The organism is Pseudomonas sp. NBB (genome assembly GCF_032701105.1).
In the GTDB taxonomy this organism is placed as follows: Bacteria; Pseudomonadota; Gammaproteobacteria; order Pseudomonadales; family Pseudomonadaceae; genus Aquipseudomonas; species Aquipseudomonas asiatica.
In genome coordinates this window covers 1,053,971-1,078,953 of record NZ_CP103994.1, presented here as the reverse complement: position 1 = coordinate 1,078,953, position 24,983 = coordinate 1,053,971, and the positions used below count along the sequence as shown (strand labels likewise).

22 protein-coding genes are annotated in these 24,983 nt (G+C 63.2%); 13 read left to right on the top strand and 9 right to left on the bottom strand.

Annotation, left to right across the window (positions count from 1 at the left end; genetic code table 11):
• Positions 1 to 28 precede the first annotated feature (28 nt).
• The 5 genes from rng to mreB form a co-directional block, all read right to left on the bottom strand.
• Positions 29 to 1,486 (bottom strand): ribonuclease G, encoded by a 1,458-nt coding sequence (gene rng / locus NY023_RS04955; protein WP_013971067.1) that lies wholly within the window; start codon positions 1,484 to 1,486, stop codon positions 29 to 31.
• Positions 1,487 to 1,540: 54 nt separating this feature from the next.
• Positions 1,541 to 2,152, bottom strand: a complete 612-nt coding sequence (locus NY023_RS04950; protein WP_013971066.1) for a Maf family protein — start codon at positions 2,150 to 2,152, stop codon at positions 1,541 to 1,543.
• A 33-nt stretch (positions 2,153 to 2,185) separates the two neighbouring features.
• Entirely contained in the window at positions 2,186 to 2,674 is a 489-nt protein-coding gene (mreD, locus tag NY023_RS04945; protein ID WP_015269051.1) for a rod shape-determining protein MreD, read from the bottom strand.
• A complete protein-coding gene (gene mreC / locus NY023_RS04940; protein ID WP_041506247.1) occupies positions 2,674 to 3,678 on the bottom strand; it encodes a rod shape-determining protein MreC in 1,005 nt (334 codons plus the stop codon). The genes mreD and mreC overlap by 1 nt, the downstream gene beginning before the upstream one ends.
• A gap of 226 nt (positions 3,679 to 3,904) precedes the next feature.
• Complete coding sequence (gene mreB, locus NY023_RS04935) at positions 3,905 to 4,942, bottom strand: rod shape-determining protein MreB (protein ID WP_003255163.1); 1,038 nt, start codon at positions 4,940 to 4,942, stop codon at positions 3,905 to 3,907.
• Between the two features lie 205 nt (positions 4,943 to 5,147).
• Between mreB and gatC the strand changes: the two genes are divergently transcribed.
• The 6 genes from gatC to NY023_RS04905 all read left to right on the top strand — a co-directional run bounded on the left by gatC (position 5,148) and on the right by NY023_RS04905 (position 10,366).
• A complete protein-coding gene (gene gatC, locus NY023_RS04930; protein ID WP_003255165.1) occupies positions 5,148 to 5,435 on the top strand; it encodes an Asp-tRNA(Asn)/Glu-tRNA(Gln) amidotransferase subunit GatC in 288 nt (95 codons plus the stop codon).
• A gap of 15 nt (positions 5,436 to 5,450) precedes the next feature.
• Positions 5,451 to 6,902, top strand: a complete 1,452-nt coding sequence (gatA, locus tag NY023_RS04925) for an Asp-tRNA(Asn)/Glu-tRNA(Gln) amidotransferase subunit GatA (protein ID WP_013971063.1) — start codon at positions 5,451 to 5,453, stop codon at positions 6,900 to 6,902.
• A gap of 11 nt (positions 6,903 to 6,913) precedes the next feature.
• Entirely contained in the window at positions 6,914 to 8,359 is a 1,446-nt protein-coding gene (gene gatB / locus NY023_RS04920; protein ID WP_013971062.1) for an Asp-tRNA(Asn)/Glu-tRNA(Gln) amidotransferase subunit GatB, read from the top strand.
• A 143-nt stretch (positions 8,360 to 8,502) separates the two neighbouring features.
• A complete protein-coding gene (locus NY023_RS04915) occupies positions 8,503 to 8,877 on the top strand; it encodes a septal ring lytic transglycosylase RlpA family protein (RefSeq protein WP_023662789.1) in 375 nt (124 codons plus the stop codon).
• Between the two features lie 60 nt (positions 8,878 to 8,937).
• Positions 8,938 to 9,981, top strand: a complete 1,044-nt coding sequence (locus NY023_RS04910) for a calcium/sodium antiporter (protein ID WP_041506248.1) — start codon at positions 8,938 to 8,940, stop codon at positions 9,979 to 9,981.
• A gap of 10 nt (positions 9,982 to 9,991) precedes the next feature.
• The gene (locus tag NY023_RS04905; RefSeq protein WP_013971059.1) at positions 9,992 to 10,366 is read left to right on the top strand and encodes a carboxymuconolactone decarboxylase family protein; all 375 of its coding nucleotides are present in this window, start codon (positions 9,992 to 9,994) and stop codon (positions 10,364 to 10,366) included.
• Positions 10,367 to 10,492: 126 nt separating this feature from the next.
• Here the strand turns inward: NY023_RS04905 and NY023_RS04900 are convergent, their stop codons facing one another.
• The 4 genes from NY023_RS04900 to NY023_RS04885 form a co-directional block, all read right to left on the bottom strand.
• A complete protein-coding gene (locus tag NY023_RS04900) occupies positions 10,493 to 11,851 on the bottom strand; it encodes an amino acid permease (protein ID WP_013971058.1) in 1,359 nt (452 codons plus the stop codon).
• A gap of 55 nt (positions 11,852 to 11,906) precedes the next feature.
• Positions 11,907 to 12,848 carry an AEC family transporter gene (locus NY023_RS04895; RefSeq protein ID WP_015269046.1) on the bottom strand — a complete coding sequence of 314 codons (942 nt, stop codon included), beginning with the start codon at positions 12,846 to 12,848 and terminating at the stop codon, positions 11,907 to 11,909.
• 215 nt (positions 12,849 to 13,063) lie between these two features.
• Complete coding sequence (locus NY023_RS04890; RefSeq protein ID WP_015269045.1) at positions 13,064 to 13,624, bottom strand: response regulator transcription factor; 561 nt, start codon at positions 13,622 to 13,624, stop codon at positions 13,064 to 13,066.
• Positions 13,624 to 14,880, bottom strand: a complete 1,257-nt coding sequence (locus NY023_RS04885) for an ATP-binding protein (RefSeq protein WP_003257889.1) — start codon at positions 14,878 to 14,880, stop codon at positions 13,624 to 13,626. Before NY023_RS04885 ends, NY023_RS04890 begins: the two co-directional genes overlap by 1 nt.
• 202 nt (positions 14,881 to 15,082) lie before the next feature.
• Between NY023_RS04885 and NY023_RS04880 the strand changes: the two genes are divergently transcribed.
• The 7 genes from NY023_RS04880 (at position 15,083) to NY023_RS04850 (ending at position 24,974) form a co-directional block, all read left to right on the top strand.
• A complete protein-coding gene (locus NY023_RS04880) occupies positions 15,083 to 15,799 on the top strand; it encodes an SIMPL domain-containing protein (RefSeq protein ID WP_015269044.1) in 717 nt (238 codons plus the stop codon).
• A gap of 473 nt (positions 15,800 to 16,272) precedes the next feature.
• Complete coding sequence (locus tag NY023_RS04875) at positions 16,273 to 17,898, top strand: ABC transporter substrate-binding protein (protein ID WP_013971054.1); 1,626 nt, start codon at positions 16,273 to 16,275, stop codon at positions 17,896 to 17,898.
• 146 nt (positions 17,899 to 18,044) lie between these two features.
• Complete coding sequence (locus NY023_RS04870; protein WP_013971053.1) at positions 18,045 to 19,637, top strand: ABC transporter substrate-binding protein; 1,593 nt, start codon at positions 18,045 to 18,047, stop codon at positions 19,635 to 19,637.
• A 233-nt stretch (positions 19,638 to 19,870) separates the two neighbouring features.
• A complete protein-coding gene (locus tag NY023_RS04865) occupies positions 19,871 to 21,250 on the top strand; it encodes an OprD family porin (protein WP_041506249.1) in 1,380 nt (459 codons plus the stop codon).
• A 75-nt stretch (positions 21,251 to 21,325) separates the two neighbouring features.
• The gene (locus tag NY023_RS04860) at positions 21,326 to 22,936 is read left to right on the top strand and encodes an ABC transporter substrate-binding protein (protein ID WP_031324239.1); all 1,611 of its coding nucleotides are present in this window, start codon (positions 21,326 to 21,328) and stop codon (positions 22,934 to 22,936) included.
• A gap of 90 nt (positions 22,937 to 23,026) precedes the next feature.
• Positions 23,027 to 24,037, top strand: coding sequence for an ABC transporter permease subunit (locus tag NY023_RS04855; protein WP_012316108.1), 1,011 nt, complete (start codon positions 23,027 to 23,029; stop codon positions 24,035 to 24,037).
• Between the two features lie 10 nt (positions 24,038 to 24,047).
• The gene (locus tag NY023_RS04850; RefSeq protein WP_041506250.1) at positions 24,048 to 24,974 is read left to right on the top strand and encodes an ABC transporter permease subunit; all 927 of its coding nucleotides are present in this window, start codon (positions 24,048 to 24,050) and stop codon (positions 24,972 to 24,974) included.
• The last annotated feature ends 9 nt before the right edge of the window (positions 24,975 to 24,983 follow it).

Sequence of the window (24,983 nt, the reverse complement as noted above, 5' to 3'; positions counted from 1 at the left end):
GGCCACCTGCGGCGCGTTTCAGAAGGCCTCAGAGCAGCACCACATCGTATTGTTCCTGCGAATACATCGACTCCACCTGGAAACGAATGGTTCGGCCGATAAAGGCTTCCAGCTCCGCGACGTTACCGGATTCTTCATCCAGCAACCGATCGACCACCTTCTGGTTGGCCAGCACGCGGTAGCCTTCGGCCTGGTATGCACGGGCCTCGCGCAGGATCTCGCGGAAGATTTCGTAACAGATGGTCTCGGGGGTTTTCAGCTTGCCACGGCCCTGGCAGGCCAGGCAGGGCTCGCACAGCACCTGTTCCAGGCTTTCACGTGTGCGCTTGCGGGTCATCTGAACCAGGCCCAGCTCGGTGATGCCGATGATGTTGGTCTTGGCGTGATCGCGCTCCAGCTGCTTTTCCAGAGTACGCAGCACCTGGCGCTGGTGCTCCTCGTCTTCCATGTCGATGAAGTCGATGATGATGATGCCGCCGATGTTGCGCAGGCGCAGTTGCCGGGCGATCGCGGTGGCGGCCTCGAGGTTGGTCTTGAAGATGGTCTCTTCAAGGTTGCGATGGCCGACGAAGGCGCCGGTGTTCACATCGATCGTGGTCATCGCTTCAGCCGGGTCGACCACCAGGTAGCCACCGGACTTCAGCGGCACCTTGCGCTCCAGTGCACGCTGGATCTCGTCCTCGACGCCATACAGGTCGAAAATCGGCCGTTCGCCCGGGTAGTGCTCGAGGCGGTCGGCGATTTCCGGCATCAGTTCGCCAACGAACTGCGTAGTCTTCTGGAAGGTTTCCCGCGAGTCGATGCGGATCTTCTCGATCTTCGGGTTGACCAGGTCACGCAAGGTACGCAGGGCCAGGCCCAGGTCCTCGTAGATGACCGTGGGCGCACCGCAGGTCTTGATCTGGGTGCCGATCTGCTCCCACAGGCGGCGCAGGTAGCGGATGTCCTGCAGGATCTCTTCAGCGCGTGCGCCTTCGGCGGCGGTACGCAGGATGAAGCCACCGGCGTCCTTGATGTTCTCGCTTTCCATGCAGTCGCTGACTACCTGCTTGAGGCGCTCGCGCTCGGCTTCGTCTTCGATCTTCAGGGAAATGCCGACATGGCTGCTGCGCGGCATGTACACCAGGTAGCGCGACGGGATCGACAGCTGGGTGGTCAGGCGCGCGCCCTTGGTGCCGATCGGGTCCTTGGTCACCTGCACCACCAGGGCCTGGCCCTCGTGCACCAGGGCGGTGATGTTCTCTACCGCCGAGCCTTCGCGCTGGGATATCTCCGAGGCATGGATGAATGCCGCGCGCTCCAGGCCGATGTCGACAAAGGCCGCCTGCATGCCCGGCAGCACACGCACCACCTTGCCTTTGTAGATATTGCCGACGATGCCCCGGCGCTGGGTGCGCTCGACATGCACTTCCTGCAGCACCCCGTTTTCCACCACCGCCACGCGCGACTCCATCGGGGTGATGTTGATCAGGATCTCTTCACTCATGGCAGGCTCTCGTCAAAGGTCTTGGATAATGATGGATGGCGTATGCAGTGCTGGCTACCGCTGGTTTGTTACCTCTGGCGTATGCGCGGGCGATTGCCAGCAGGCAATGCCGAATTGGCCAAGCAGTTCGGCCGTTTCACTGAGGGGCAAGCCGACCACCGCCGAGTAGCTGCCGGAAAGGCCGGTGACGAACACCGCGCCCAAGCCCTGGATGGCATAGCCGCCGGCCTTGTCCGCGGGCTCGCCGCTGGCCCAGTAGCGTTGCGCTTCCTCGGCGCTGATCGCACGGAAGCGCACCTTGCTGGTGACGCAAAGGCTGTGCACGCGCGGGCCATCGCTCAGGGCGACCGCGGTCAAAACCTGGTGCTCGCGGCCCGACAGGCCGGCCAGCATGGCCAGGGCATCTTCGCGGTTTTCCGGTTTGCCGAGAATACGACCATCGAGCACCACGGCAGTGTCTGCACCCAGCACCACAGCCGGACCTTCGAGGCAGGCCAGGCCGGCGGCAGCCTTGGCCCGGGCCAGGCGCTCGACGTAGGCCGGTGCGCTTTCATCGGGCAGTGGGGTTTCATCGATGGGTGCACTGACGACGCTGAACGGCACACCGATCTGGGTCAGCAGTTCACGACGACGGGGCGAGCCGGAGGCCAGGTATAGCGGGTTCATGCAGACATCTCCCTGTCAGTCGCGGCGGCGCCGTCAGTTGATATGCAAGCGTCGGCGCAGGTCGCGCAGGGCGAAACTTATCCACGGCCAGAGCAAGGCACTGATCACTGCTGACCAGACCAGCGCCAGGGTGGGCAGCCGGTTGCCGGTCAGCGCGCTGAGCCACAGCTGGATCAGCTGGGCAATGCCGAAGATCACCAGGATCACCAGGCTCTGCTGCCACATGGGGAACATGCGCAGGCGCTGCTGCAACGACAGCACCAGGAAGGTGATGAGGGTGAGGATCAGCGCGTTCTGACCCAGCAGAGTGCCGTACAGCACGTCCTCGGCCAGGCCCAGCACGAACGCGGTGGTCATGCCGACCTTGTTCGGTACGGCGAGGGTCCAGAACGACACCAGCAAGGCCAGCCACATGGGCCGGAACACTTCCATGAACTGCGGCATGGGCGAGACGCTGAGCAGCAGGCCGATGGCGAAAGTCAGCCAGATGACCCAGCCGTTGTTGCGGCGTGATGCAGCCATCATTGCCTCCGGGTGTGAGCGGGTGCGGCAGGCGCGGCAGCCGGCGTGACAGGTGCGACCGCCGGAGCTGCAGGCTGCGCAGCCGGGGCTGTCGGGGCCGCTGGTGTGGCCGGCGTGGCAGGGGCGCTGCCAGTTGGTGCGCCCTGCTCACCCGTCGTGGCCGGCTGGCCTGGGGCCGAGGTGCCCTTGCGGTCAGCCTCTTCCTGGGCAATGGCGGCATCGGTGGCGCGCTGTTCCGGGCTGCGCCGGTCGCTGAACACCAGCAGCATGTAGCGGCTGCGGTTGAGCGCGGCGGTGGGGATGGCACGAACGATGGCGAACGGCTGGCCGGAATCGTGGATCACTTCGTTGACCGTGGCCACCGGGTAACCGGCCGGGAAGCGTTGCCCCATGCCGGAACTGACCAGCAGGTCGCCTTCCTTGATGTCGGCGGTATCGGCCACATGGCGCAGCTCCAGGCGCTCCGGGTTGCCGGTACCGCTGGCGATGGCGCGCAGGCCGTTGCGGTTGACCTGCACCGGGATGCTATGGGTGGTATCGGTCAGCAACAGTACGCGCGAGGTGTACGGCATCAGCTCGACCACCTGGCCCATGAGGCCACGGGCATCGAGCACCGGCTGGCCGAGGAACACGCCATCACGTTCGCCCTTGTTGATCAGGATGCGGTGGGTGAACGGGTTGGGATCGACACCGATCAGCTCCGCCACTTCGACCTTTTCGTTGACCAGCGCCGAAGAGTTGAGCAACTCGCGCAGGCGCACGTTCTGCTCGGTCAGGGCCGCCAGTTTCTGCAGGCGCCCCTGCAGCAGCAGGGCTTCGGTCTTGAGCTTTTCGTTTTCGGCGATCAGTTCGGTGCGGCTGCCGAACTGGCCGGCCACACCTTGCCACGCACGCTGCGGCAGGTCGGTGATCCAGTACGACTCCATGAGTACCAGGCCCATCTGGCTGCGCACTGGTTTAAGCACGTCGAAGCGCGCGTCGACAACCATCAACGCGACCGACATCACCACCAGGACGAGCAGGCGAACGCCCAGCGAAGGGCCCTTGGAGAAAAGCGGTTTAATGGGCCGTTCCTCGTGGACGACTCAGGAGGTCATTGGACATGGGACAACGCACCAGCCTGGTTGCGGGTTGACGGATACGGCGCCCCGAACGGGCGCCAGCCCAGCACATACAGGTAGCACTGTGCGTACTACCTGTAAACCGGGCGCTCGTGAACAGCGAGCGGAATCACTCGCTGGAGAGCAGGTCCATCGCGTGCTTGTCCATCATCTCCAGGGCGCGACCGCCGCCACGGGCGACACAGGTCAGCGGGTCTTCGGCGACGATCACCGGCAGGCCGGTTTCCTGGGCCAGCAGCTTGTCGAGGTCACGCAGCAGCGCGCCACCACCAGTCAGCACCAGGCCACGCTCGGCGATGTCCGAGGCCAGCTCGGGCGGCGATTGCTCCAGGGCACTCTTGACCGCCTGGACGATGGTCGCCAGGGATTCCTGCAGCGCTTCGAGCACTTCGTTGGAGTTCAGGGTGAAGGCACGCGGTACGCCCTCGGCCAGGTTGCGGCCGCGCACGTCGACTTCACGTACTTCGCCGCCCGGGTAGGCAGTACCGATTTCCTGCTTGATGCGCTCGGCGGTGGACTCGCCGATCAGGCTGCCGTAGTTGCGGCGCACGTAGGTGACGATGGCTTCGTCGAAGCGGTCGCCGCCAACGCGGACGGATTCGGCATAGACCACGCCGTTCAGGGAGATCAGCGCGATTTCAGTGGTACCACCACCGATATCGACAACCATCGAACCGCGGGCTTCTTCGACCGGCAGGCCGGCACCGATGGCGGCGGCCATCGGCTCTTCGATCAGGAACACTTCACGGGCACCGGCACCCAGCGCCGATTCGCGAATGGCGCGGCGCTCTACCTGGGTCGACTTGCACGGCACGCAGATCAGCACGCGCGGGCTCGGCTGCAGGAAGCTGTTCTCGTGAACCTTGTTGATAAAATATTGCAACATTTTTTCGCAGACGCTGAAGTCGGCGATGACGCCGTCCTTCATCGGACGAATGGCAGCAATGTTGCCAGGCGTACGGCCCAGCATGCGCTTGGCTTCGGTACCGACGGCGACGACGCTTTTCTGGTTGCCATGGGTACGGATGGCAACAACCGAGGGCTCATTCAGTACGATACCGCGCTCACGCACGTAAATAAGGGTGTTGGCAGTACCCAGGTCGATGGACAGATCGCTGGAAAACATGCCACGCAGTTTCTTGAACATGGGAAAGTGACCCTGGGGAAAGCGTGGGTAAAAAAGTGCGGCAAACTCTAACAATGGCAGGGATTTTGGGCAAGGAGCCAATATGTTAAATTGGCTGTTTTTCCGAGCACGCCAGCAGAATTTCGCGGCCGTTAGACCGCCAGAAAGCTGACATGTTCCTCACTGCGGACCCGAATTCCGGTCTTTGTTTCCCCTGGAGATCCCCATGGCGCTTGAACGCTGCGACGTGGAAAAGATCGCCCATCTGGCCCGTCTGGGCCTGAATGATGGCGAACTGCCACGCATTACTGACGCACTGAACAGCATTCTCGGGCTGGTCGACCAGATGCAAGCGGTCGACACTACTGGCATCGAGCCACTGGCCCACCCCCTGGAGGCCAGCCAGCGCCTGCGTCCCGACCAGGTCACCGAGAGCAACCAGCGCGACGCCTACCAGGCCATCGCGCCGTCGACCGAAAGCGGTCTGTACCTGGTTCCCAAAGTCATCGAGTAAGGGATAGTGCCTGCCATGCATCAATTGACCCTGGCCGAGATCGCCCGCGGACTCGCCGACAAGTCGTTTTCCTCCGAAGAGCTGACCGGCGCCCTGCTGGCGCGCATCAAGCAGCTCGACCCGCAGATCAACAGCTTCATCAGCGTCACCGAAGACCTGGCCCTGGGCCAGGCGCGTGCCGCCGACGCCCGTCGCGCCGCTGGCGAAACCGGCGCGCTGCTGGGTGCCCCCATCGCCCACAAGGACCTGTTCTGCACCAACGGCGTACGCACCAGCTGCGGCTCGAAGATGCTCGACAACTTCAAGGCGCCGTATGACGCCACCGTGGTTGCCAAGCTGGCCGAAGCCGGCATGGTCACCCTGGGCAAGACCAACATGGACGAATTCGCCATGGGTTCGGCCAACGAATCCAGCCACTACGGCGCGGTGAAGAACCCATGGAACCTCGAGCACGTCCCGGGCGGCTCGTCGGGCGGTTCGGCCGCGGCAGTGGCTGCACGCCTGCTGCCAGCCACCACCGGCACCGACACCGGCGGCTCCATCCGCCAACCGGCGGCACTGACCAACCTCACCGGCCTCAAGCCAACCTACGGCCGCGTGTCGCGCTGGGGCATGATCGCCTACGCCTCCAGCCTCGACCAGGGTGGCCCGCTGGCCCGTACCGCCGAGGACTGCGCCCTGCTGCTGCAAGGCATGGCTGGTTTCGACGCCAAGGACTCCACCAGCATCGAAGAACCGGTGCCGGACTACAGCGACAACCTGAATGCTTCGCTGCAAGGCCTGCGCATCGGCCTGCCGAAGGAGTACTTCGGTGCCGGCCTCGACCCACGCATCGCCGATCTGGTCCAGGCCAGCGTCAAGGAGCTGGAAAAGCTCGGCGCGGTGGTCAAGGAAATCAGCCTGCCGAACATGCAGCACGCCATCCCGGCCTACTACGTGATCGCCCCCGCTGAAGCTTCGTCCAACCTGTCGCGTTTCGATGGCGTGCGCTTCGGCTACCGCTGCGAGAACCCGAAAGACCTGACCGACCTGTACAAGCGTTCGCGTGGCGAAGGCTTCGGTGTCGAAGTGCAGCGCCGCATCATGGTCGGCACCTACGCCCTGTCGGCCGGCTACTACGATGCCTACTACGTGAAGGCTCAGCAGATCCGCCGCCTGATCAAGAACGACTTCATGGCCGCCTTCAACGACGTCGACCTGATCCTCGGCCCGACCACGCCAAACCCGGCCTGGAAGCTCGGCGCCAAGAGCAGCGACCCGGTCGCCGCCTACCTGGAAGACGTCTACACCATCACCGCCAACCTGGCGGGCCTGCCGGGCCTGTCGATGCCGGCCGGCTTCGTCGATGGCCTGCCGGTCGGCGTGCAGTTGCTGGCGCCATACTTCCAGGAAGGCCGCCTGCTCAACGTCGCGCACCGCTACCAGCAAGTGACCGACTGGCACACCCGCGCCCCCAACGGCTTCTGAGGAATTCACACATGCAATGGGAAGTTGTGATCGGGCTGGAAATCCACACTCAGCTCGCCACCCAGTCGAAGATCTTCTCCGGCAGCGCCACCACCTTCGGTTCCGAGCCGAACACCCAGGCCAGCCTGGTTGACCTGGGCATGCCTGGCGTACTGCCGGTACTGAACCAGGAAGCCGTGCGCATGGCGTGCATGTTCGGCCTGGCCATCGATGCCGAGATCGGCAAGCGCAACGTGTTCGCGCGCAAGAACTACTTCTACCCGGACCTGCCCAAGGGCTACCAGATCAGCCAGATGGACCTGCCGATCGTCGGCAAGGGCCACCTGGACATCGCCCTGGAAGACGGCACCATCAAGCGCATCGGGGTAACCCGCGCGCACCTGGAAGAAGATGCCGGCAAGAGCCTGCACGAAGACTTCAGCGGCTCCACCGGCATCGACCTGAACCGTGCCGGCACCCCGCTGCTGGAAATCGTCTCCGAGCCCGACATGCGCAGCGCCAAGGAAGCCGTGGCCTACGTCAAGGCGATCCACGCGCTGGTGCGTTACCTGGGCATCTGCGACGGCAACATGGCCGAAGGCTCGCTGCGTTGCGACTGCAACGTGTCGATCCGCCCGAAAGGCCAGGCCGAGTTCGGCACCCGCTGCGAGATCAAGAACGTCAACTCGTTCCGCTTCATCGAACGCGCGATCAACAGCGAGATCCAGCGCCAGATCGACCTGATCGAGGACGGCGGCAAGGTGGTACAGGAAACCCGCCTGTACGACCCGAACAAGGACGAGACCCGCTCCATGCGCAGCAAGGAGGAAGCCAACGACTACCGTTACTTCCCCGACCCGGACCTGCTGCCGGTGGTGATCGAGGACAGCTTCCTCGAAACCGTCCGCGCCGGCTTGCCGGAACTGCCGACGCAGAAGGTCGAGCGCTTCCAGAACCAGTACGGCCTGTCGGCCTACGACGCCAACGTGCTGGCTTCCAGCCGCGAGCAGGCGGACTACTTCGAGGAAGTGGTGAAGATCGGTGGCGATGCCAAGCTGGCTGCCAACTGGGTCATGGTCGAACTGGGCAGCCTGCTGAACAAGCTGGGCATCGAGATCGACCAGGCACCGGTCAGCGCCGCACAGCTGGGTGGCATGCTGCTGCGTATCCGCGACAACACCATCAGCGGCAAGATCGCCAAGACCGTGTTCGAGGCCATGGCCGCCGGTGAAGGCGATGCCGACAGCATCATCGAAAGCAAGGGCCTGAAGCAGGTCACCGATACCGGTGCGATCGACAAGATGCTCGACGAGGTGCTGGCGGCAAACGCCGAGCAGGTCGAACAGTACCGCGCAGCCGACGAGGCCAAGCGTGGCAAGATGTTCGGCTTCTTTGTCGGCCAGGCGATGAAAGCCTCCAAAGGCAAGGCCAACCCGGGGCAAGTGAACCAATTGCTCAAGGCCAAGCTCGAAGGGTGATTGTTTTTCCCCTGTAGTCCTGCGAGGGCTTCGCCCTCGTTCGCGGCTAAAGCCGCTCCCACAGGTACAGCGCCGCTCGCCAGTGCAGCGCCGTACCTGTGGGAGCGGCTTTAGCCGCGAATGGCCGCACCGGAGCATTCGAATTGCTAAAACGATCCCTGAGCACCCTCGCCCTCTTCTCCCTGCTGGCCGGCTGCGCCAGCCAGGACATCGACCCCGACGGTTACGACAAGACCGGCACCGCCTCCTATTACGGCTCTCGCCACCACGGCAAACGCACCGCCAGCGGCGAACCGTTCAACCAGCACGGCCTCACCGCCGCCCACCGCAGCCTGCCCTTCGGCACCCGGGTACGGGTGACCAACCTGGCCAACCAGCGCAGCGTCGTGGTGCGCATCAACGACCGTGGCCCACACACCCGCGGCCGCCTGATCGATCTTTCACGTGCCGCCGCAGAAAAAATCGGCATGATCCGTAGCGGAACCGCGCGCGTGCGAGTACAAGGGCTTAGCGACTGACGCGACAGGAGTCCGACCATTTTCGACCTGGCTACCCTACCTACCACCAGCCTCCTGCAACTGGGCATCGCCCTGCTGTTGCTGATCGGCGGTGCCGAACTGCTGGTACGCGCAGCCCTGCGCCTGGCCCAGCGCCTGCACGTACGCCCGCTGATCATCGGCCTTAGCCTGGTGGCCTTCGGCAGCACTGCCCCGCAAATGACCGTGAGCCTGCAGGCCGCCTACCAGGGCGCGCCGGACGTGGCGGTGGGCAGCGTTATCGGCAGCAACATATTCAACGTATTGGTCATTCTCGGCCTGGCCGCACTGATCATCCCGCTGCGCGTGTCGCGGCAACTGGTGCGCCTGGACATTCCACTGATGATCGTCGCCAGCGGCCTGGTCTACGCGTTATCCGCAAACGGCCACCTGGGCCGGGCCGAAGGGGTGTTGCTGCTGACCGGACTGATCGGCTACCTGGCAATGCTTTGGCACCAGTCGCGCCACTACGCCCGCACCTACCCCGCACCGACCACCGTCACCAGCAGCGCCGGGCGCTTCTGGTCGGGCACGCTGCTGCAGGTGCTGGCCGGCCTGGGCCTGCTGAGCCTGGCAGGTCACTTGTTGCTGGAAGCCGCCGTGGAGGTGGCCACCGACCTGGGCCTGTCCGAGCGCATCATCGGCCTGACTGTCGTTGCCATTTGCACCTCCCTGCCGGAACTGGCCGCTGCGCTGATCGCCGCCCTGCGCGGTGAACGGGAAATCGCCGTGGGCACAGTGATCGGCAGCAACCTGTTCAACCTGCTGGCCGTGCTGGGCCTGACCGCGCTGGTCACTCCCGAGCCGCTGTCGATCTCGCCCAACGCCTTGGCCTTCGATCTGCCGGTAATGCTGGGTGTTGCTGCGCTGAGCCTGCCGGTGTTCTATTCCGGCTACCGCATCACTCGCGCCGAAGGCCTGGTGTTCCTCTGCCTGTACCTGGCCTATGGGCTGCACGTGGCGGCGTTTACCATGGGCATGCCACTGGCCGGCCGCCTGGAGCGGTTGATGCTGTTCTACGTACTGCCGGTGCTCGCCATGGTGTTGCTGTACACCACCGCACGAGCCTGGCGCCGCCAACACTAAGGAAAACAACATGGCTGATAGCAAGAAAACCGGCGAACAGATTCGGCGCCAGGTGATGGGCGATGCATTCGTCGACCGCGCCCTGGGCAATGCCACCGACTTTACCCAGCCGCTGCAGGACTTCGTCAACGAACATGCCTGGGGTAGCGTGTGGGCCCGCGACGGGCTGCCGTTGAAAACCCGCAGCCTGATTACCCTGGCCACGCTCACGGCACTCAAGTGCCCGCAGGAGCTCAAGGGACATGTGCGCGGGGCGTTGAACAATGGCTGCACGGTGGAGGAAATTCGCGAAGCGCTGCTGCATTGCGCGGTGTATGCGGGGGTGCCCGCGGCGATTGATGCGTTCCGTGCGGCACAGGAAGTGATCGACAGCTATCAAGGCTGACCCAGCCTTTTTCAGGCCCGGCCTCTTTGCGGGTAAACCCGCTCCCACAGGTACTGCACAGGTCTTAGAGCCTGTGGAATCCCTGTGGGAGCGGGCGTGCCCGCGAAGAGGCCGGTACTGTGTTACCTACCTGGCCTGGCGAGCCTTCTTCATCTTGAAGGCCACCCACAGCACCAGGATCCACCCCGGAATCAGCATTACCGAGATGCGAATCGGCGGGGTCAGGTACATCACCACCAGAATCAGCACGATGAACGCCAGGCACAGGTAGTTGGTTACCGGGTGCCCCCAGCTCTTGTAGAACGGGGTAATCCCGGCCGCCAGCTTGGCCTTGCGGAACTTCAGGTGGGTGATGCTGATGCTCGCCCAGTTGATCACCAGCGCCGACACCGCCAGGGCCATCAGCAAACCAAAGGCTTCACCCGGCATCAGGTAGTTGATCAGTACGCACAGCCCGGTGGCAAAAGCCGACACACCCAGCGCGGTCAGCGGCACGCCGCTACGGCTTACCTTCAGCAACTGACGCGGTGCATCGCCCTGGCTGGCCAGGCCGAACAGCATGCGGCTGTTGGCGTACACGCAGCTGTTGTACACCGACAGCGCCGCCGTCAGCACCACGATATTGAGGATGGTCGCCACCAGGTCACTGTCCAGTTCGTGGAAGATCATCACGAACGGGCTGCCACCCTGCACCACCTTCTGCCACGGGTACAGCGACAGCAGCACCGCCAGGGCACCGATATAGAAGATGAGGATGCGATACACCACCTGGTTGGTGGCCTTGGGGATGCTCTGACGCGGGTTGTCGGCCTCGGCGGCGGTGATGCCCACCAGCTCCAGGCCACCGAACGAGAACATGATCACTGCCAGTGCCATCACCAGGCCGGTGACGCCGTTGGGGAAGAAGCCGCCGTACTGCCAGAGGTTGGCCACGCTGGCGTCCGGGCCGCCATGGCCGCTGGTCAGCAGCCAGGCGCCGAAGCCGATCATGCTGACGATAGCCACCACCTTGACCAGGGCGAACCAGAACTCCATCTCGCCGTAGACCTTAACCTGGGTGAGGTTGATCAGGTTGATCACCACGAAGAAGATCGCCGCAGTGGCCCAGGTGGGGAAGCCGGGCCACCAGTACTGCACGTAGATGCCCACCGCGGTAAGCTCGGCCATACCGACCAGTACGTACACCACCCAGTAGTTCCAGCCCGAAACAAACCCGGCAAACTCGCTCCAGTACTGGTGGGCGAAGTGGCTGAAGCTGCCGGCCACGGGCTCTTCAACAACCATTTCACCGAGCTGGCGCATGATCAGGAAGGCCATCAGGCCGGCAATGGCGTAGCCCAGCAGGACGGAGGGGCCAGCCAGCTGGATGGTCTGGGCAATGCCCAGAAACAACCCGGTACCGATGGCCCCGCCCAGCGCGATCAGCTGGATATGGCGATTCTTCAGCCCGCGCTGTAACCGCTCGGGCGTGCTCTGGTCTTGCATGAAGTGTCCTTTAGCTCAGTGAGGCTGTGTTTTTGTGTTGTTTGCAGTCAAGGATCTAGATCCATCCGCCCCACTGCAAGATGAAAATACCAATGTTGGTGGTGATCGCCGCCATTAGCGTGGTAATCACGATGATCGATGCAGCCAGCTCATGGTTGCCGTTCGCCGCCCGCGCCATGACGTAGCTGGCAGCTGCAGTCGGGCTGCCGATGTACAGGAACAGGATGCCCAGCTCGGCGCCGCGGAAGCCGCATAGCCAGGCACCGAGGGTACCCAGCAGCGGTAGCCAGACCATCTTCACCAGGCTGGCGTCGATGGCCAGCCTGCCACTGTCGCGCAGTGCCGCCATCGACAGCGTGCCACCGATGCAGATCAGCGCCAGCGGCAGGGTCATCTGCGCCAGGTAATCGCCCGAGGTCAGCAGCCAGTTGGGCAGCGGCACCTGGCCGTAGGCCATGGGCGTGGCCACCAGCACACTGATGATCAGCGGGTTGCTGAAGATGCTCTTGCAGATGCTCCACGGGTCGGATTTCAGGTCCGGGCTGTAAACCGCCAGCACCACTGCCGACAACGAGTTGTACATGAGGATGACCAGGCCGGCGAGTACCGCCCCCAGGGAGATGCCGTAGTCGCCGTAGAGACTGGCGGCCAGGGCCAAGCCGATCACGCCGTTGTTCCCACGGAATGCGCCCTGGGTATAGATGCCCCGATCGGCCAGCGGGCTGCGCCAGATGGCCATGCCCCAGGCAATGGCGAAGCCGGCCAGGGTGGCGACGATGAAATAGAGAAGGACGCCGGGTTTGACCGCCGTGGCCAGGTCGGCGTGGTAGATGCCGAGGAACAGCAACGCCGGCATGCACACGTTGAACACCAGTTGCGAGGCTACGCGGTTGAAATTGTCGTCGATCAGGCGGATACGTTTGAGCAGCACGCCCATGAACAGCATGGCGAAGACCGGGGCCGTGATGTTCAACGTCTGGATAAGAAGGGCGAGCATGCGCAAGCGATCCTGGAGGGGTTGCCGTTAGGGGGCTAATGATACGCCAACGGCCGGGACTTGCGGGGATCGCGGGGTGATAAAGAGAAGTTTCTGGCAGTTACGGCCCTTTCGCGGATAAACCCGCTCCTACAGGTACTGCACAGGCCTGGAGGCCTGTGAACACCTGTAAGAGCGGGTTTACCCGCGAAGAGGCCGGCACTGCCAGTACTGAATCAGCGCCGAACCGGGCGCTTCTGCAGTTTGCGCTGCAAGGTCCGACGGTGCATGCCCAACGCCCGCGCGGTGGCCGAGATATTGCCCTCGTGCTCGTTCAGTACGCGCTGGATGTGCTCCCATTGCAGGCGGTCGACCGACATCGGGTTTTCCGGCACCAGGCTATCCAGGTCGGTGTGCTCTGACAGCAACGCAGCCAGCACATCATCGGCATCGGCCGGCTTGCACAGGTAGTTGCAGGCACCACGCTTGACCGCTTCCACCGCAGTGGCAATGCTCGAGTAACCGGTCAGGATCACCACGCGCATTTCCGGGTCCAGCTCCAGCAGCTTGGGCAGCAGCACCAGGCCGGAGTCGCCTTCCATCTTCAGGTCCAGCGTGGCGTAGTCCGGCAGGTCCTGCTGGGCCAGGATCAACCCTTCCTCGGCAGAGCTGGCGGTGCTGACGCGGAAACCGCGGCGGCTCATGGCCCGGGCCATGACACGGGTGAAGGTGGCATCGTCATCCACCAGCAGCAGGTGCGGCAGCTCTTCGCCTTCGACCTGGTTTTCTTCGCTCATCATTCATCTCCTCGCTTGCCATAGGGCAGGCGCAGTTCGGTCAGGGTGCCACCCTGTTCATGACTATAGAGTTTCACCGAACCGCCCGCACGGGTCACGCTGGCCTTGCTCAAGAACAGGCCCAGGCCGAAGCCTTTGCCCTTGGTGGTAATGAAGGGTTTGCCGATGGCCTCGGCGATCGCCGGCGGCACGCCGGGGCCGTGGTCACGGATGCTGATGACGATGTCATGGGTGTCCCAGTCCAGGCGCACTTCAAGGTCATCGGGGCAGGCATCGGCGGCATTGTTCAACAGGTTCAACAACGCTTGGGTCAGGTCCGGCGGCGGGGTCAGGCGCGGCACCTGGCCGTCGCGCAAGCGCTGGAAGCGGTAGCTGGCTTCCGGGCGCATCAGGTGCCAACGGTTGAGCGCTTCGTCCAGCCATGCCGTGACATCCTGCTCCACCACGGCCAGGCGGCGGTTGGCTTCGGCGGCGCGTACCAGCTGTTGCAGGGTTTCCTTGCACAGCTTCACCTGGTCCTGAAGGATCTGCAGGTCTTCCTGCAGCAACGGGTCGGCGTGGTCCTGGCGCATTTCGTTCAGCAGCACGCTCATGGTCGCCAACGGTGTGCCCAGCTCATGGGCGGCACCGGCGGCCTGGGTGGCCACGGCCAGCAGCTGCTCGTCGCGCAGGCTTTCTTCACGCCGCTCGGAACGCAGTTGCTCCTGGCGGCGCAGCTCTTCGGCCATGCGTGCGGCAAAGAAGGTGATCACCGCAGCGGCCAGGGCAATACTCAGCCACATGCCATACACCTGCATCTTGTCCCGCGCCATCGGCAGGCCTTCAAGCGGGTAGAACTGCACCAGCAGCAGGCTGTAGGCGGTCAGGGCAATGCCGGACAGGATCAGCGAATACAGCCACGGCAAGGTAACTGCGGCAATCGCCAGCGGCACCAGGTAATACGATACGAACGGGTTGGTCGAGCCGCCGGAGTAGTACAGCAAGGCACTGTGGATCAGCAGGTCGCAGGCCAGTTGCAGGGCATATTCCAGCTCGGTGACAGGCAACGACAGGCGCAGGCGCAGGGCCGTGAAGGCGCACAGCAGCGAAGACAAGGCCAAGGTGCCGGCCAGCGACAGCCAGGGCAAAGGCAGCAGTTCGGTCCAGTAGGCGACGCCCACGGAGCCGGCCTGGGCAGCCAGGACCAGGACCCGAATGACGGTCAGGCGCCAGAGGTTCTGGCGAGTAGCAGACAGCGGTTGTACGGCGGCGAGCATGAGCTCTCCTGATGAGTGCTCCAGAAAAATCGGCTGGAGTATACCGAAGCCAGGCGCCTCGCTGCAGCGATGCGGCAAAGCGCCACACTTTGTCACAGGTTCATGATGGCACTTTTGAACCCACTACACTGTTGCCGGTCTGATGGGCCATGCGTGGAATGGATGGCCACAACCCACGCCTTATATTGCCAAGGAGTACCACATGCAAATCCCACGTCGCGGCACCGCCCTGATCCTGTCCTGCGGCCTGCTCGCCAGCCTGCCGGCGCTGGCTGCCGATGAGCCGCGCTACAATCAGGTCTCGCTGCGTGCCGAGGTCAGCAAGGAAGTGGCGCGCGACCTGATGGTCGTTACCCTGTACAGCGAAGCGCAGAACACCGACCCGGGCAAGCTCGCCAAGCAGATCACCGAGACCATGAACAAGGCCGTACAGCAGTCGCGCCAGGTCAAGGACGTGAAGATCAGCCAGGGTAGCCGCAACAGCTACCCGGTATATGACAGCAAGGGCCAGAAGATCACCGGCTGGCGCGAGCGCGCCGAGTTGCGCCTGGAAAGCGCCAACTTCCCTGCCCTGTCGCAGCTGACCGCCGACCTACTGCAAGAGCTGAAGATGGGGGGCATGGACTTCTCCATCGCCCCGGCCACGCGCAAGGCCAGCGAAGATGCACTGCTCAAGGATGCGGTGGATGCCTTCAAGGCACGCGCGCAACTGGCTACCGAGGCACTGGGTGGCAAGGGCTACAAAGTGGTCAGCCTGAACCTCAACAGCAGCGGTTACCCGCGCCCTTACCTGCGCAGTGCGCCGATGGCGATGAAGGCCATGGGGGCTGATGAGTCGGCACCGGCGCCGGATATCGAGGCCGGGACCAGTGAAGTGAGCATGAATGCCGATGGCCTGATCGAAGTGCAGATGCCTTAAAGGATCCACGAAATACCTGTGGGAGCGGGCTTGCCGGCTCTCATGGAACTGCACATGACTCATTGAATTAGCAGTGACCTTGTGGGAGCGGCTTTAGCCGCGAACACCGGCGCAGCCGGTGCCATGCACCGCGTCGGATTCTTCGCGGCTAAAGCCGCTCCCACAGGGTACGCGGATCGCTTGCGAATCCAGTTCTCTGTCAAATCAGCTTTTTCAGACATTTCCTACGCACCAATAAGGTGCTTCCTACGCCAACCCCGCCTCGAAATATCCCGCAAAAAGCCATCATTTTGCCTACGCAAACGTTTAACTTCTTCGAAAGTTATATCAATGCGACATCCATGTACGCCCGTACCACTTTTCTGGCGCCAACTATCCCTCCGCATATTGCATTGGGAACACCCCCTGCATAAGTATCCGCAGGTCGGCTCACGAGGCCACCTCAATCGAAAAATGACAACAATGAGGCCACCATGCTCAAACACGCAGTCATTCCGTTCCTGCTAGGCGCAGGCTTGCTCTCCGGCGCACCGTCGGCCCTCGCAGCGTCCAACCTGGTGTTCTGCTCCGAAGGCAGCCCGGCCGGCTTCGACCCGGGCCAATACACCACAGGGACTGACTTTGACGCCTCGGCCGAGACCGTGTTCAACCGCTTGACCCAGTTCGAACGTGGCGGCACGGCAGTCATCCCGGGTCTGGCGACCAAGTGGGAAGTCTCCGACGACGGAAAGACCTACACCTTCCACCTGCGCGAAGGGGTCAAGTTCCACACCACCGACTACTTCAAGCCCACCCGCAACTTCAACGCCGACGACGTGCTGTTCACCTTCAACCGCATGCTCGACAAGGACCACCCGTTCCGCAAGGCCTACCCCACCGAGTTCCCATACTTCACCGACATGGGCATGGACAAGAATATCGCCAAGCTGGAAAAGCTCGACGAACATACCGTCAGGTTCACCCTCAACGAAGTCGACGCCGCATTCATTCAGAACCTGGCCATGAGCTTCGCCTCGATCCAGTCCGCCGAATACGCCGACCAGTTGCTCAAGGACGGCAAGGCCGCCGACATCAACCAGAAGCCGATCGGCACTGGCCCGTTCGTATTCAGCAAGTACCAGAAGGACGCGCAGATCCGCTTCAAGGGCAACAAGGACTACTGGCAACCTGATGACGTGAAGATCGACAACCTGATCTTCGCCATCACCACCGACGCCTCTGTGCGCATGCAGAAGCTGAAGAAGAACGAGTGCCAGGTCACCCTGTTCCCGCGCCCTGCCGACATCCAGCCGCTGAAACAGGACCCCAAGCTGCAGATGCCGCAGCAAGCCGGTTTCAACCTCGGCTACATCGCCTACAACGTGATGGACAAGGTCAAGGGCAGCAACGAGCCCAACCCGCTGGCCCAGCTGAAAGTCCGCGAGGCGCTGGACATGGCCGTGGACAAGAAAAAGATCATCGAGTCGGTCTACCAGGGCGCCGGCCAACTGGCGGTCAACGCCATGCCCCCGACCCAGTGGTCCTATGACGACAGCATCAAGGACGCGCCATTCGACCCTGAAAAAGCCAAGCAACTGCTCAAGGAAGCCGGCATCAAGGAAGGCACCGAAATCACCCTGTGGGCGATGCCCGTGCAACGCCCGTACAACCCCAATGCCAAGCTGATGGCCGAGATGCTGCAATCCGACTGGGCCAAGGTCGGCATCAAGGCCAAGATCGTCAGCTATGAATGGGGCGAGTACATCAAGCGCTCCAAAGGCGGCGAACAGGGCGCCATGCTGATCGGCTGGAGCGGTGACAACGGTGACCCGGACAACTGGCTGGGCACCCTGTACGGCTGCGACGCCATGAACGGCAACAACTTCTCCAAATGGTGCTACAAGCCCTACGACGACCTGATCAAGCAGGCCAAGGCCACTTCCGACCAGGCCAAGCGCACCGAGTTGTATCAGCAGGCACAGCACATCCTCAAGGAGCAGGTGCCGATCACCCCGATCGCCCACTCCACCGTGTACCAGCCCATGAGCGCCAAGGTGAAGGACTTCAAGATCAGCCCGTTCGCGCTGAACTCCTTCTACGGCGTCAGCGTGGACAAATAGGCTAGCCAAGGCACCCGCCGAGCGGCGGGTGCCCCGCCATCCTCATACCCGTTCATGTCGTCCTGCTGCCATCCGCAGCGGGGTCGGCGACCTGTTGCCGCCATTCGTACCCCGAGGCGGCGCAAACAGACGTAAAAGGACTTGCCATGCGCAATACCACCCGAGTTTCCGCCCTGCTGGCCCTGGGCCTGATCAGCCAATCGCCGGCCCTGCTGGCCAACAACCTGGTGTTCTGTTCCGAAGGCAGCCCCGCCGGCTTCGACACTGCCCAGTACACCAGCGCCACCGACAATGACGCCGCCGAACCGATCTACAACCGCCTGGTCGAGTTCGAACGCGGCGGCACTGCCGTGCACCCTGCCCTGGCGACCCGCTGGGAGGTGTCCGAAGATGGCCTGCGCTACACCTTCCACCTGCGCGAAGGGGTGAAGTTCCACAGCAACAAGGCCTTTGCACCGAGCCGCGACTTCAACGCCGACGACGTGCTGTTCACCTTCAACCGCATGCTCGACAAGAACCACCCGTTCCGCCAGGCCTACCCGACCGAGTTCCCCTATTTCATCAGCATGGGCCTGGACAAGAACATCGCCCGTGTCGAAAAGACCGGTCCACTGACCGTGGTGTTCACCCTGAACAAGGTCGATGCCGCGTTCATCCAGAACCTGGCCATGAGCTTCGCCTCGATCCTCTCTGCTGAATACGCCGAACAGTTGATTACCAGCGGGCGCCCCAGCGACATCAACCAGCAACCGATCGGCACCGGCCCGTTCGTGTTCCAGCGTTATCAGAAGGATTCGCAGATCCGCTACAAGGGCAACAAGGCCTATTGGTCACCGCAGGACGTGAAGATCGACAACCTGGTGTTCTCGATCAACATCGACCCTTCGGTGCGCATCCAGAAGCTGCGCCGCAACGAATGCCAGGTCACCCTGAACCCGCGCCCCGCAGACCTCCCGGCGCTCAAGGCCGACAGCAAACTGCAGGTGCTGCAACAGCCTGGCTTCAACCTCGGCTATATCGCCTACAACACTCAACACCCACCGTTCGACCGGTTGGAAGTGCGCCAGGCAATGGATATGGCAGTGAACAAGCAGGCGATCATCCAGGCTGTGTATCAGGATTCCGGCCAGCTGGCAGTCAACGCCATGCCGCCAACCCAGTGGTCCTATGACGACAGCATCAAGGACGCCCCCTTCGATCCGGAAAAGGCCAAACAGCTACTGCAGCAGGCCGGAGTCAAGCCGGGCACCGAGATCACCCTGTGGGCCATGCCGGTGCAGCGCCCGTACAACCCAAACGCCAAGCTGATGGCGGAAATGCTCCAGGCCGACTGGAGCAAGCTCGGCTTCAAGGTGCGCATTGTCAGCTATGAATGGGGCGAGTACCTCAAGCGCATGAAAAGCGGCGAGCACGATATCGCCCTGATCGGCTGGACCGGGGACAACGGCGACCCGGACAACTGGCTGGGCACCCTCTACAACTGCGATGCCATCGGCAGCAACAACTACTCGCTGTGGTGCGATCCGCAGTACGACAGCCTGGTCAAGCAGGCCAAGCAGGTCACCGACCGCGCGCAGCGCACCGCCCTGTACCAGCAGGCCCAGCAGCGGCTCAAGCAACAGGTGCCGATTACCCCGGTGGCACATTCAATGGTCAACCAACCGCTGAGCATCAAGGTTTCCGAATTCAAGGTCAGCCCTTTCGGGCGCAACGATTTTTCCGGTGTGAGTGTTGATTGATCTTTAACCCTCAAGGGCCTCTTCGCGGGTAAACCCGCTCCCACAGGTACGGCGCACATGCCGAAACCTGTGGTGCCCCTGTGGGAGCGGGTTTACCCGCGAAAGGGCCGGCACAGCCAACACAACGCCCCGATTCTGCCCGGTGACCCCGGGCAACCCTGGCAACACCGCAGCAAGAAGCCCGGCCCACAAGGCCAGGCAATAACTAGAAGAACAGAAAGGGAGCTTTAACCTTGAGACTATTCACCTTGACCGCACTGGCGTTATCCATCAGTGCCTTATCCACCGTGACCCAGGCCGACCCACAAAGCCAGGAATACGTGCCCATCACACTAAAAGGCAGCAGCGAGCAGGAGCAGGCCAGCGGCTTCGTCGACGGCCAGAGCCTGTCCGGCAGCACCCGCAACTGGTATGCCCGCGAGCGCGCCGCACGCGCCCCGCTGTGGAAGTACTACAAGAGCGACGGCACCCGCCACGACACCCACAGCCGCGAGAACTGGGTGCAGGGCACCATCCTCAACTACAGCTCCGGTTTCACCCAGGGCACCGTCGGCTTCGCCGTCGAAGCCGCCGGTTACAATGCCATCGCCCTGCTGCAGAACCGCGAGGACGTCGCCGGCCCCAACAACCGCACCCTGACCCACAGCGACGGCGACCCGGTCGGCCAGTGGAGCAAGATGGGCCTGGCCAACGTCAAGGCGCGGGTGTCCAACACCACCCTCACCGTCGGCCGCCAATCGGTGGACACGCCGATGATCGCCTACATCGGCAACCGCGCCCTGCCCTCGAGCTTCCAGGGCGCGTTCCTGCACAGCGCCGAATTCGACAACCTGAGCTTCGACCTGGGCACCTTCGACCGCGTCTCGCCACGTACCGAACAGAGCCTCAGCAAGTTCCGCACCGAGTACAGCGCCACTGGCGTGGAGACCGACCGCGCCAGCACCGCCGGCATCAACTACCAGCCGTTCAAGAGCCTGAGCACCAGCCTGTACGCCACCAAGGTCGACGACTTCTGGAACCAGTACTACTTCGGCGCCAACCATGTGCTCGGCGATAGCGCAGTGCTAAGCCTGAGCACCGGCCTGAACTACTACAAGACCGTCGACGCCGGCAGCAAGAAGATGGGCGATATCGACAACGACACCTACAGCCTGTCGTTCGGCCTGACCCACCAGGCCCACACCCTCAGCGCCTCCTGGCAGCAGGTCAACGGCAACGAGTACTTCGACTACCTGCACGAAACCAACGGCATCTACCTGGCCAACTCGCTGCTGTCGGACTTCAACGGCCCCAACGAGAAATCGCTGCAGATTTCCTACGTGCTGAACATGGCGCCGTACGGCGTGCCGGGCCTGAAGTTCAACCTGTACAACGCCCGCGGCTGGGGCATCGATGGTACCCATTACCGCGGTACCGCCTACGACGTGAACGGCCTGGATGGCGAAACCCACTACGAGTGGGGCTTCGGCACCAGCTACGCGGTACAGAGCGGGCCATTGAAAGACACCAGCATCCGTGCCACCTACACCGCGCACCGCGCCAGCAAGGCCCAGGGCGATGGCAGCCTGGATGAGTTCCGGGTGGTTACCACCATTCCATTCAACATTCTCTGACCGCCGGCGCCACGGCCTGCTTCGCTGCGGGCCGTGGCGGCTACGCTGGAATCAATGCAAGCAGGGAGTCCACCCATGCAGAGAGCTTTCATGAAATCGCTACCGCTACGCCTCGCCCTGGCAGCGCTGGTACTGGGTAGCGCCACGCAACTGGCGGCCAAGCCGCTGGTAGTGTGCACCGAGGCCAGCCCGGAAGGGTTCGACGTTGTCCAGTACACTACGGGGGTCACCTTCGATGCCACCTCCGAAGCGCTGTTCAACCGCCTGGTCGACTTCAAGCCCGGTACCACCGATGTCCAGCCGGCCCTGGCCGAACGCTGGGACATCTCACCGGACGGCCTGACCTACACCTTCCACCTGCGCCAAGGGGTGAAGTTCCACAAGACCGACTACTTCACGCCCACTCGCGAATTCAATGCCGATGACGTGCTGTGGAGCCTGCGCCGTCAGCTCGACCCGGCGCACCCGTGGCACGACAAGACCAGCGTCGGCTACCCGTACTTCGAAAGCATGTCCTTCAAAAGCCTGCTCAAGTCGGTGGACAAGACCGATGACCACACCGTGGTGATCACCCTCACTCGCCCGGAAGCACCGTTCCTGCGGGACATGGCCATGGGCTTCACCTCGATCTACTCCGCCGAATACGGCGACCAGTTGCTCAAGGCCGGCAAGACCGCCGAGCTGAACAGCAAGCCGATCGGCACTGGCCCGTTCATCTTCCAGCGTTACAACAAGGACGCCCAGGTCCGCTTCAAACCCAACCCGGACTACTTCCGCGGCAAGCCCCCGGCCGACGCCCTGATATTCGCCATCGCCACCGACAGCAACGTGCGCCTGCAAAAGCTGCGCGCCAACGAATGCCAGGTGGCGCTGTACCCCAAACCGGAGGACGTGCCGACGATCAAGGCCGACCCCAAGCTCAAGGTCGCCGAGACCGAAGCGCTGGTTACCGGCTATATCGCCATGAACACCCAGCACAAGTACCTCAGCGATGTGCGCGTGCGCAAAGCCATCAACATGGCCTTCGACCGCCAGACACACGTCGACCAGCTGTTTGGCAAGGACAACGCGCTGGTGGGCGTGAACCCGTACCCGCCGACCATGCTCGGTTACAATACCACCAACCAGAACCCGCCTCGGGACCTGGCCAAGGCCCGCGCCCTGCTCAAGGAAGCTGGCGTACCGGAAGGTACCGTGATCACCCTGTTCACCCGCAACGGCGGCGGCATGACCAACCCCAACCCACGCCTGTCCGCCGAGATGCTGCAGGCCGACCTGAAACAGGTCGGCCTGAAGCTGGATATCCGCGTGATGGAATGGGCCGAAATGCTGCGTCGTGCCAAGAACGGCGAAGCCGACCTGGTCTCCACCGGCTGGGCAGGCGACAACGGTGACCCGGACAACTTCCTCACCCCACTGCTCAGCTGCGAGGCCGCCAAGAACGGCGAGAACTACGCCCGCTGGTGCAATCCGCAGTTCCAGGAACTCATCACGCGCGCACGGCAGATGACGGATGACAATGAGCGCCGATGGGTCTATGCCGAGGCTTTAAGGGTGTACGATGACGACCAACCCTGGATCAGCATGGCCCACCCCAAGGTGTTCGCCGCCATGCGTGACAACGTGGAGGGCTACGTGATCAGCCCTCTGGCCAACAACAACTTCGCCACCACCAAGGTGAAGTAGAACAACAACGACCGCCGGCAACCCACACGGGGACCGGCGGCACCCCGTAGCGTGCTGCTAGCCGCACGGCCTGATGAGGTAACCCAGACAATGTTGAGCTTTATTGCCCGGCGCCTTGGCCTGCTGATACCGACCTTTTTCGGTATCACCTTGCTGACCTTCGCGCTCATACGCCTGATCCCCGGCGACCCGGTGGAAGTGATGATGGGCGAGCGCAGGGTCGACCCCGAAATGCATGCCCAGGCCATGGAGCGCCTGGGCCTGAACAAGCCGCTGCCGGTCCAGTACCTGGACTACGTCGGCAAGCTGGCCCAGGGTGACCTCGGTGAATCGCTGCGCACCCGCGAGAGCGTGTGGAGCGAGTTCCTCACCCTGTTCCCGGCCACACTCGAACTGGCCTTCGCCGCCCTGCTGTTCGCTGGCATCGTCGGCCTGCTGGCCGGGGTGATCGCTGCGCTCAAGCGCGGATCGCTGTTCGACCACGGGGTGATGGGCATTTCGCTGGCGGGTTATTCGATGCCGATCTTCTGGTGGGGTCTGATCCTGATCATGTTCTTCTCGGTAAGCCTGGGCTGGACCCCGGTGTCCGGGCGCATCGACCTGCTCTACGACATCGAGCCGAAGACCGGCTTCATGCTCATCGACACCCTGCTCAGCGACGAGGAAGGTGCGTTCAAGGACGCGGTGATGCACCTGATCCTGCCGGCCATCGTGCTCGGCACCATCCCGCTGGCGGTGATTGCCCGCATGACCCGCTCGTCGATGCTCGAAGTGCTGCGCGAGGACTACATCCGCACCGCCCGCGCCAAAGGCCTGTCGCCGGCCCGCGTGGTGTTCGTGCACGGCCTGCGCAACGCGCTGATCCCGGTACTGACCGTATTCGGCCTGCAGGTTGGCACGTTGCTGGCCGGTGCGGTGCTGACCGAAACCATCTTTTCCTGGCCGGGCATCGGCAAGTGGCTGATCGAAGCCATCGGTGCCCGTGACTACCCCGTGGTCCAGAACGGCATCCTGTTGATCGCCTGCCTGGTGATCCTGGTCAACTTCGTAGTGGATATCCTCTACGGCCTGGCCAACCCACGCATCCGTCATCAGCGCTGAGGCCTTCGCCATGACTAGCCCGATTCCGAAATCCGTCACGCCGGCCAGCCCGGTGGACCAGAGCCTGCTCTACCCCTCGCCATACAAAGAATTCTGGCAAGCCTTCGCCCGCAACAAAGGTGCGGTGATGGGCCTGGCCTTCATGTGCCTGGTGGTGTTCTGCGCGCTGTTCGCGCCGTGGGTCGCCCCGCACGACCCGAGCGAGCAGTACCGCGAATTCCTGCTGACCCCACCGGTGTGGCTCGAACGTGGCAGCTGGCAGTTCATCCTCGGCACCGACGAGCTGGGCCGCGACCTGCTTTCGCGGCTGATCCAGGGCGCGCGGCTGTCGCTGCTGATCGGCCTGTCGTCGGTGGTGATGTCGCTGATCCCTGGCATCCTGCTGGGCCTGCTGGCCGGTTTCTTCCCGCAACTGCTCGGCCCGTCGATCATGCGCCTGATGGACGTGATGCTGGCCCTGCCCTCGCTGCTGCTGGCGGTGGCCATCGTCGCCATCCTCGGCCCAGGCCTGATCAACACCGTGATCGCCATCGCCATCGTGTCGTTGCCATCCTACGTGCGCCTTACCCGCGCCGCCGTGATGGGCGAGCTGAACCGCGACTACGTCACCGCCGCGCGCCTGGCCGGTGCCGGGCTGCCACGGCTGATGTTCGTCACCGTGCTGCCAAACTGCATGGCCCCGCTGATCGTGCAGGCCACCCTCAGCTTCTCCTCGGCCATCCTCGACGCCGCCGCCCTGGGCTTCCTTGGCCTTGGCGTACAGCCGCCGACCCCGGAGTGGGGCACCATGCTGGCTTCGGCTCGTGACTACATCGAGCGCGCCTGGTGGGTGGTGAGCCTGCCCGGCCTGACCATTCTGCTCAGTGTGCTGGCAATCAACCTGATGGGCGACGGCCTGCGCGATGCGCTGGACCCGAAACTCAAGAACGCCGCCTGAGGAGTACGC

Coding starts and splice junctions, on each gene's coding strand:
- NY023_RS04885 (WP_003257889.1), bottom strand. CDS start 14,880: ATGCTCGCCGCCGTACAACCGCTGTCTGCTACTCGCCAGAACCTCTGG.
- NY023_RS04870 (WP_013971053.1), top strand. CDS start 18,045: ATGCGCAATACCACCCGAGTTTCCGCCCTGCTGGCCCTGGGCCTGATC.
- gatB (WP_013971062.1), top strand. CDS start 6,914: ATGCAATGGGAAGTTGTGATCGGGCTGGAAATCCACACTCAGCTCGCC.
- NY023_RS04875 (WP_013971054.1), top strand. CDS start 16,273: ATGCTCAAACACGCAGTCATTCCGTTCCTGCTAGGCGCAGGCTTGCTC.
- gatC (WP_003255165.1), top strand. CDS start 5,148: ATGGCGCTTGAACGCTGCGACGTGGAAAAGATCGCCCATCTGGCCCGT.
- NY023_RS04900 (WP_013971058.1), bottom strand. CDS start 11,851: ATGCAAGACCAGAGCACGCCCGAGCGGTTACAGCGCGGGCTGAAGAAT.
- NY023_RS04850 (WP_041506250.1), top strand. CDS start 24,048: ATGACTAGCCCGATTCCGAAATCCGTCACGCCGGCCAGCCCGGTGGAC.
- NY023_RS04895 (WP_015269046.1), bottom strand. CDS start 12,848: ATGCTCGCCCTTCTTATCCAGACGTTGAACATCACGGCCCCGGTCTTC.
- NY023_RS04855 (WP_012316108.1), top strand. CDS start 23,027: ATGTTGAGCTTTATTGCCCGGCGCCTTGGCCTGCTGATACCGACCTTT.
- NY023_RS04860 (WP_031324239.1), top strand. CDS start 21,326: ATGCAGAGAGCTTTCATGAAATCGCTACCGCTACGCCTCGCCCTGGCA.
- NY023_RS04950 (WP_013971066.1), bottom strand. CDS start 2,152: ATGAACCCGCTATACCTGGCCTCCGGCTCGCCCCGTCGTCGTGAACTG.
- NY023_RS04880 (WP_015269044.1), top strand. CDS start 15,083: ATGCAAATCCCACGTCGCGGCACCGCCCTGATCCTGTCCTGCGGCCTG.
- mreD (WP_015269051.1), bottom strand. CDS start 2,674: ATGGCTGCATCACGCCGCAACAACGGCTGGGTCATCTGGCTGACTTTC.
- mreC (WP_041506247.1), bottom strand. CDS start 3,678: ATGTCGGTCGCGTTGATGGTTGTCGACGCGCGCTTCGACGTGCTTAAA.
- gatA (WP_013971063.1), top strand. CDS start 5,451: ATGCATCAATTGACCCTGGCCGAGATCGCCCGCGGACTCGCCGACAAG.
- mreB (WP_003255163.1), bottom strand. CDS start 4,942: ATGTTCAAGAAACTGCGTGGCATGTTTTCCAGCGATCTGTCCATCGAC.
- NY023_RS04905 (WP_013971059.1), top strand. CDS start 9,992: ATGGCTGATAGCAAGAAAACCGGCGAACAGATTCGGCGCCAGGTGATG.
- rng (WP_013971067.1), bottom strand. CDS start 1,486: ATGAGTGAAGAGATCCTGATCAACATCACCCCGATGGAGTCGCGCGTG.
- NY023_RS04890 (WP_015269045.1), bottom strand. CDS start 13,624: ATGAGCGAAGAAAACCAGGTCGAAGGCGAAGAGCTGCCGCACCTGCTG.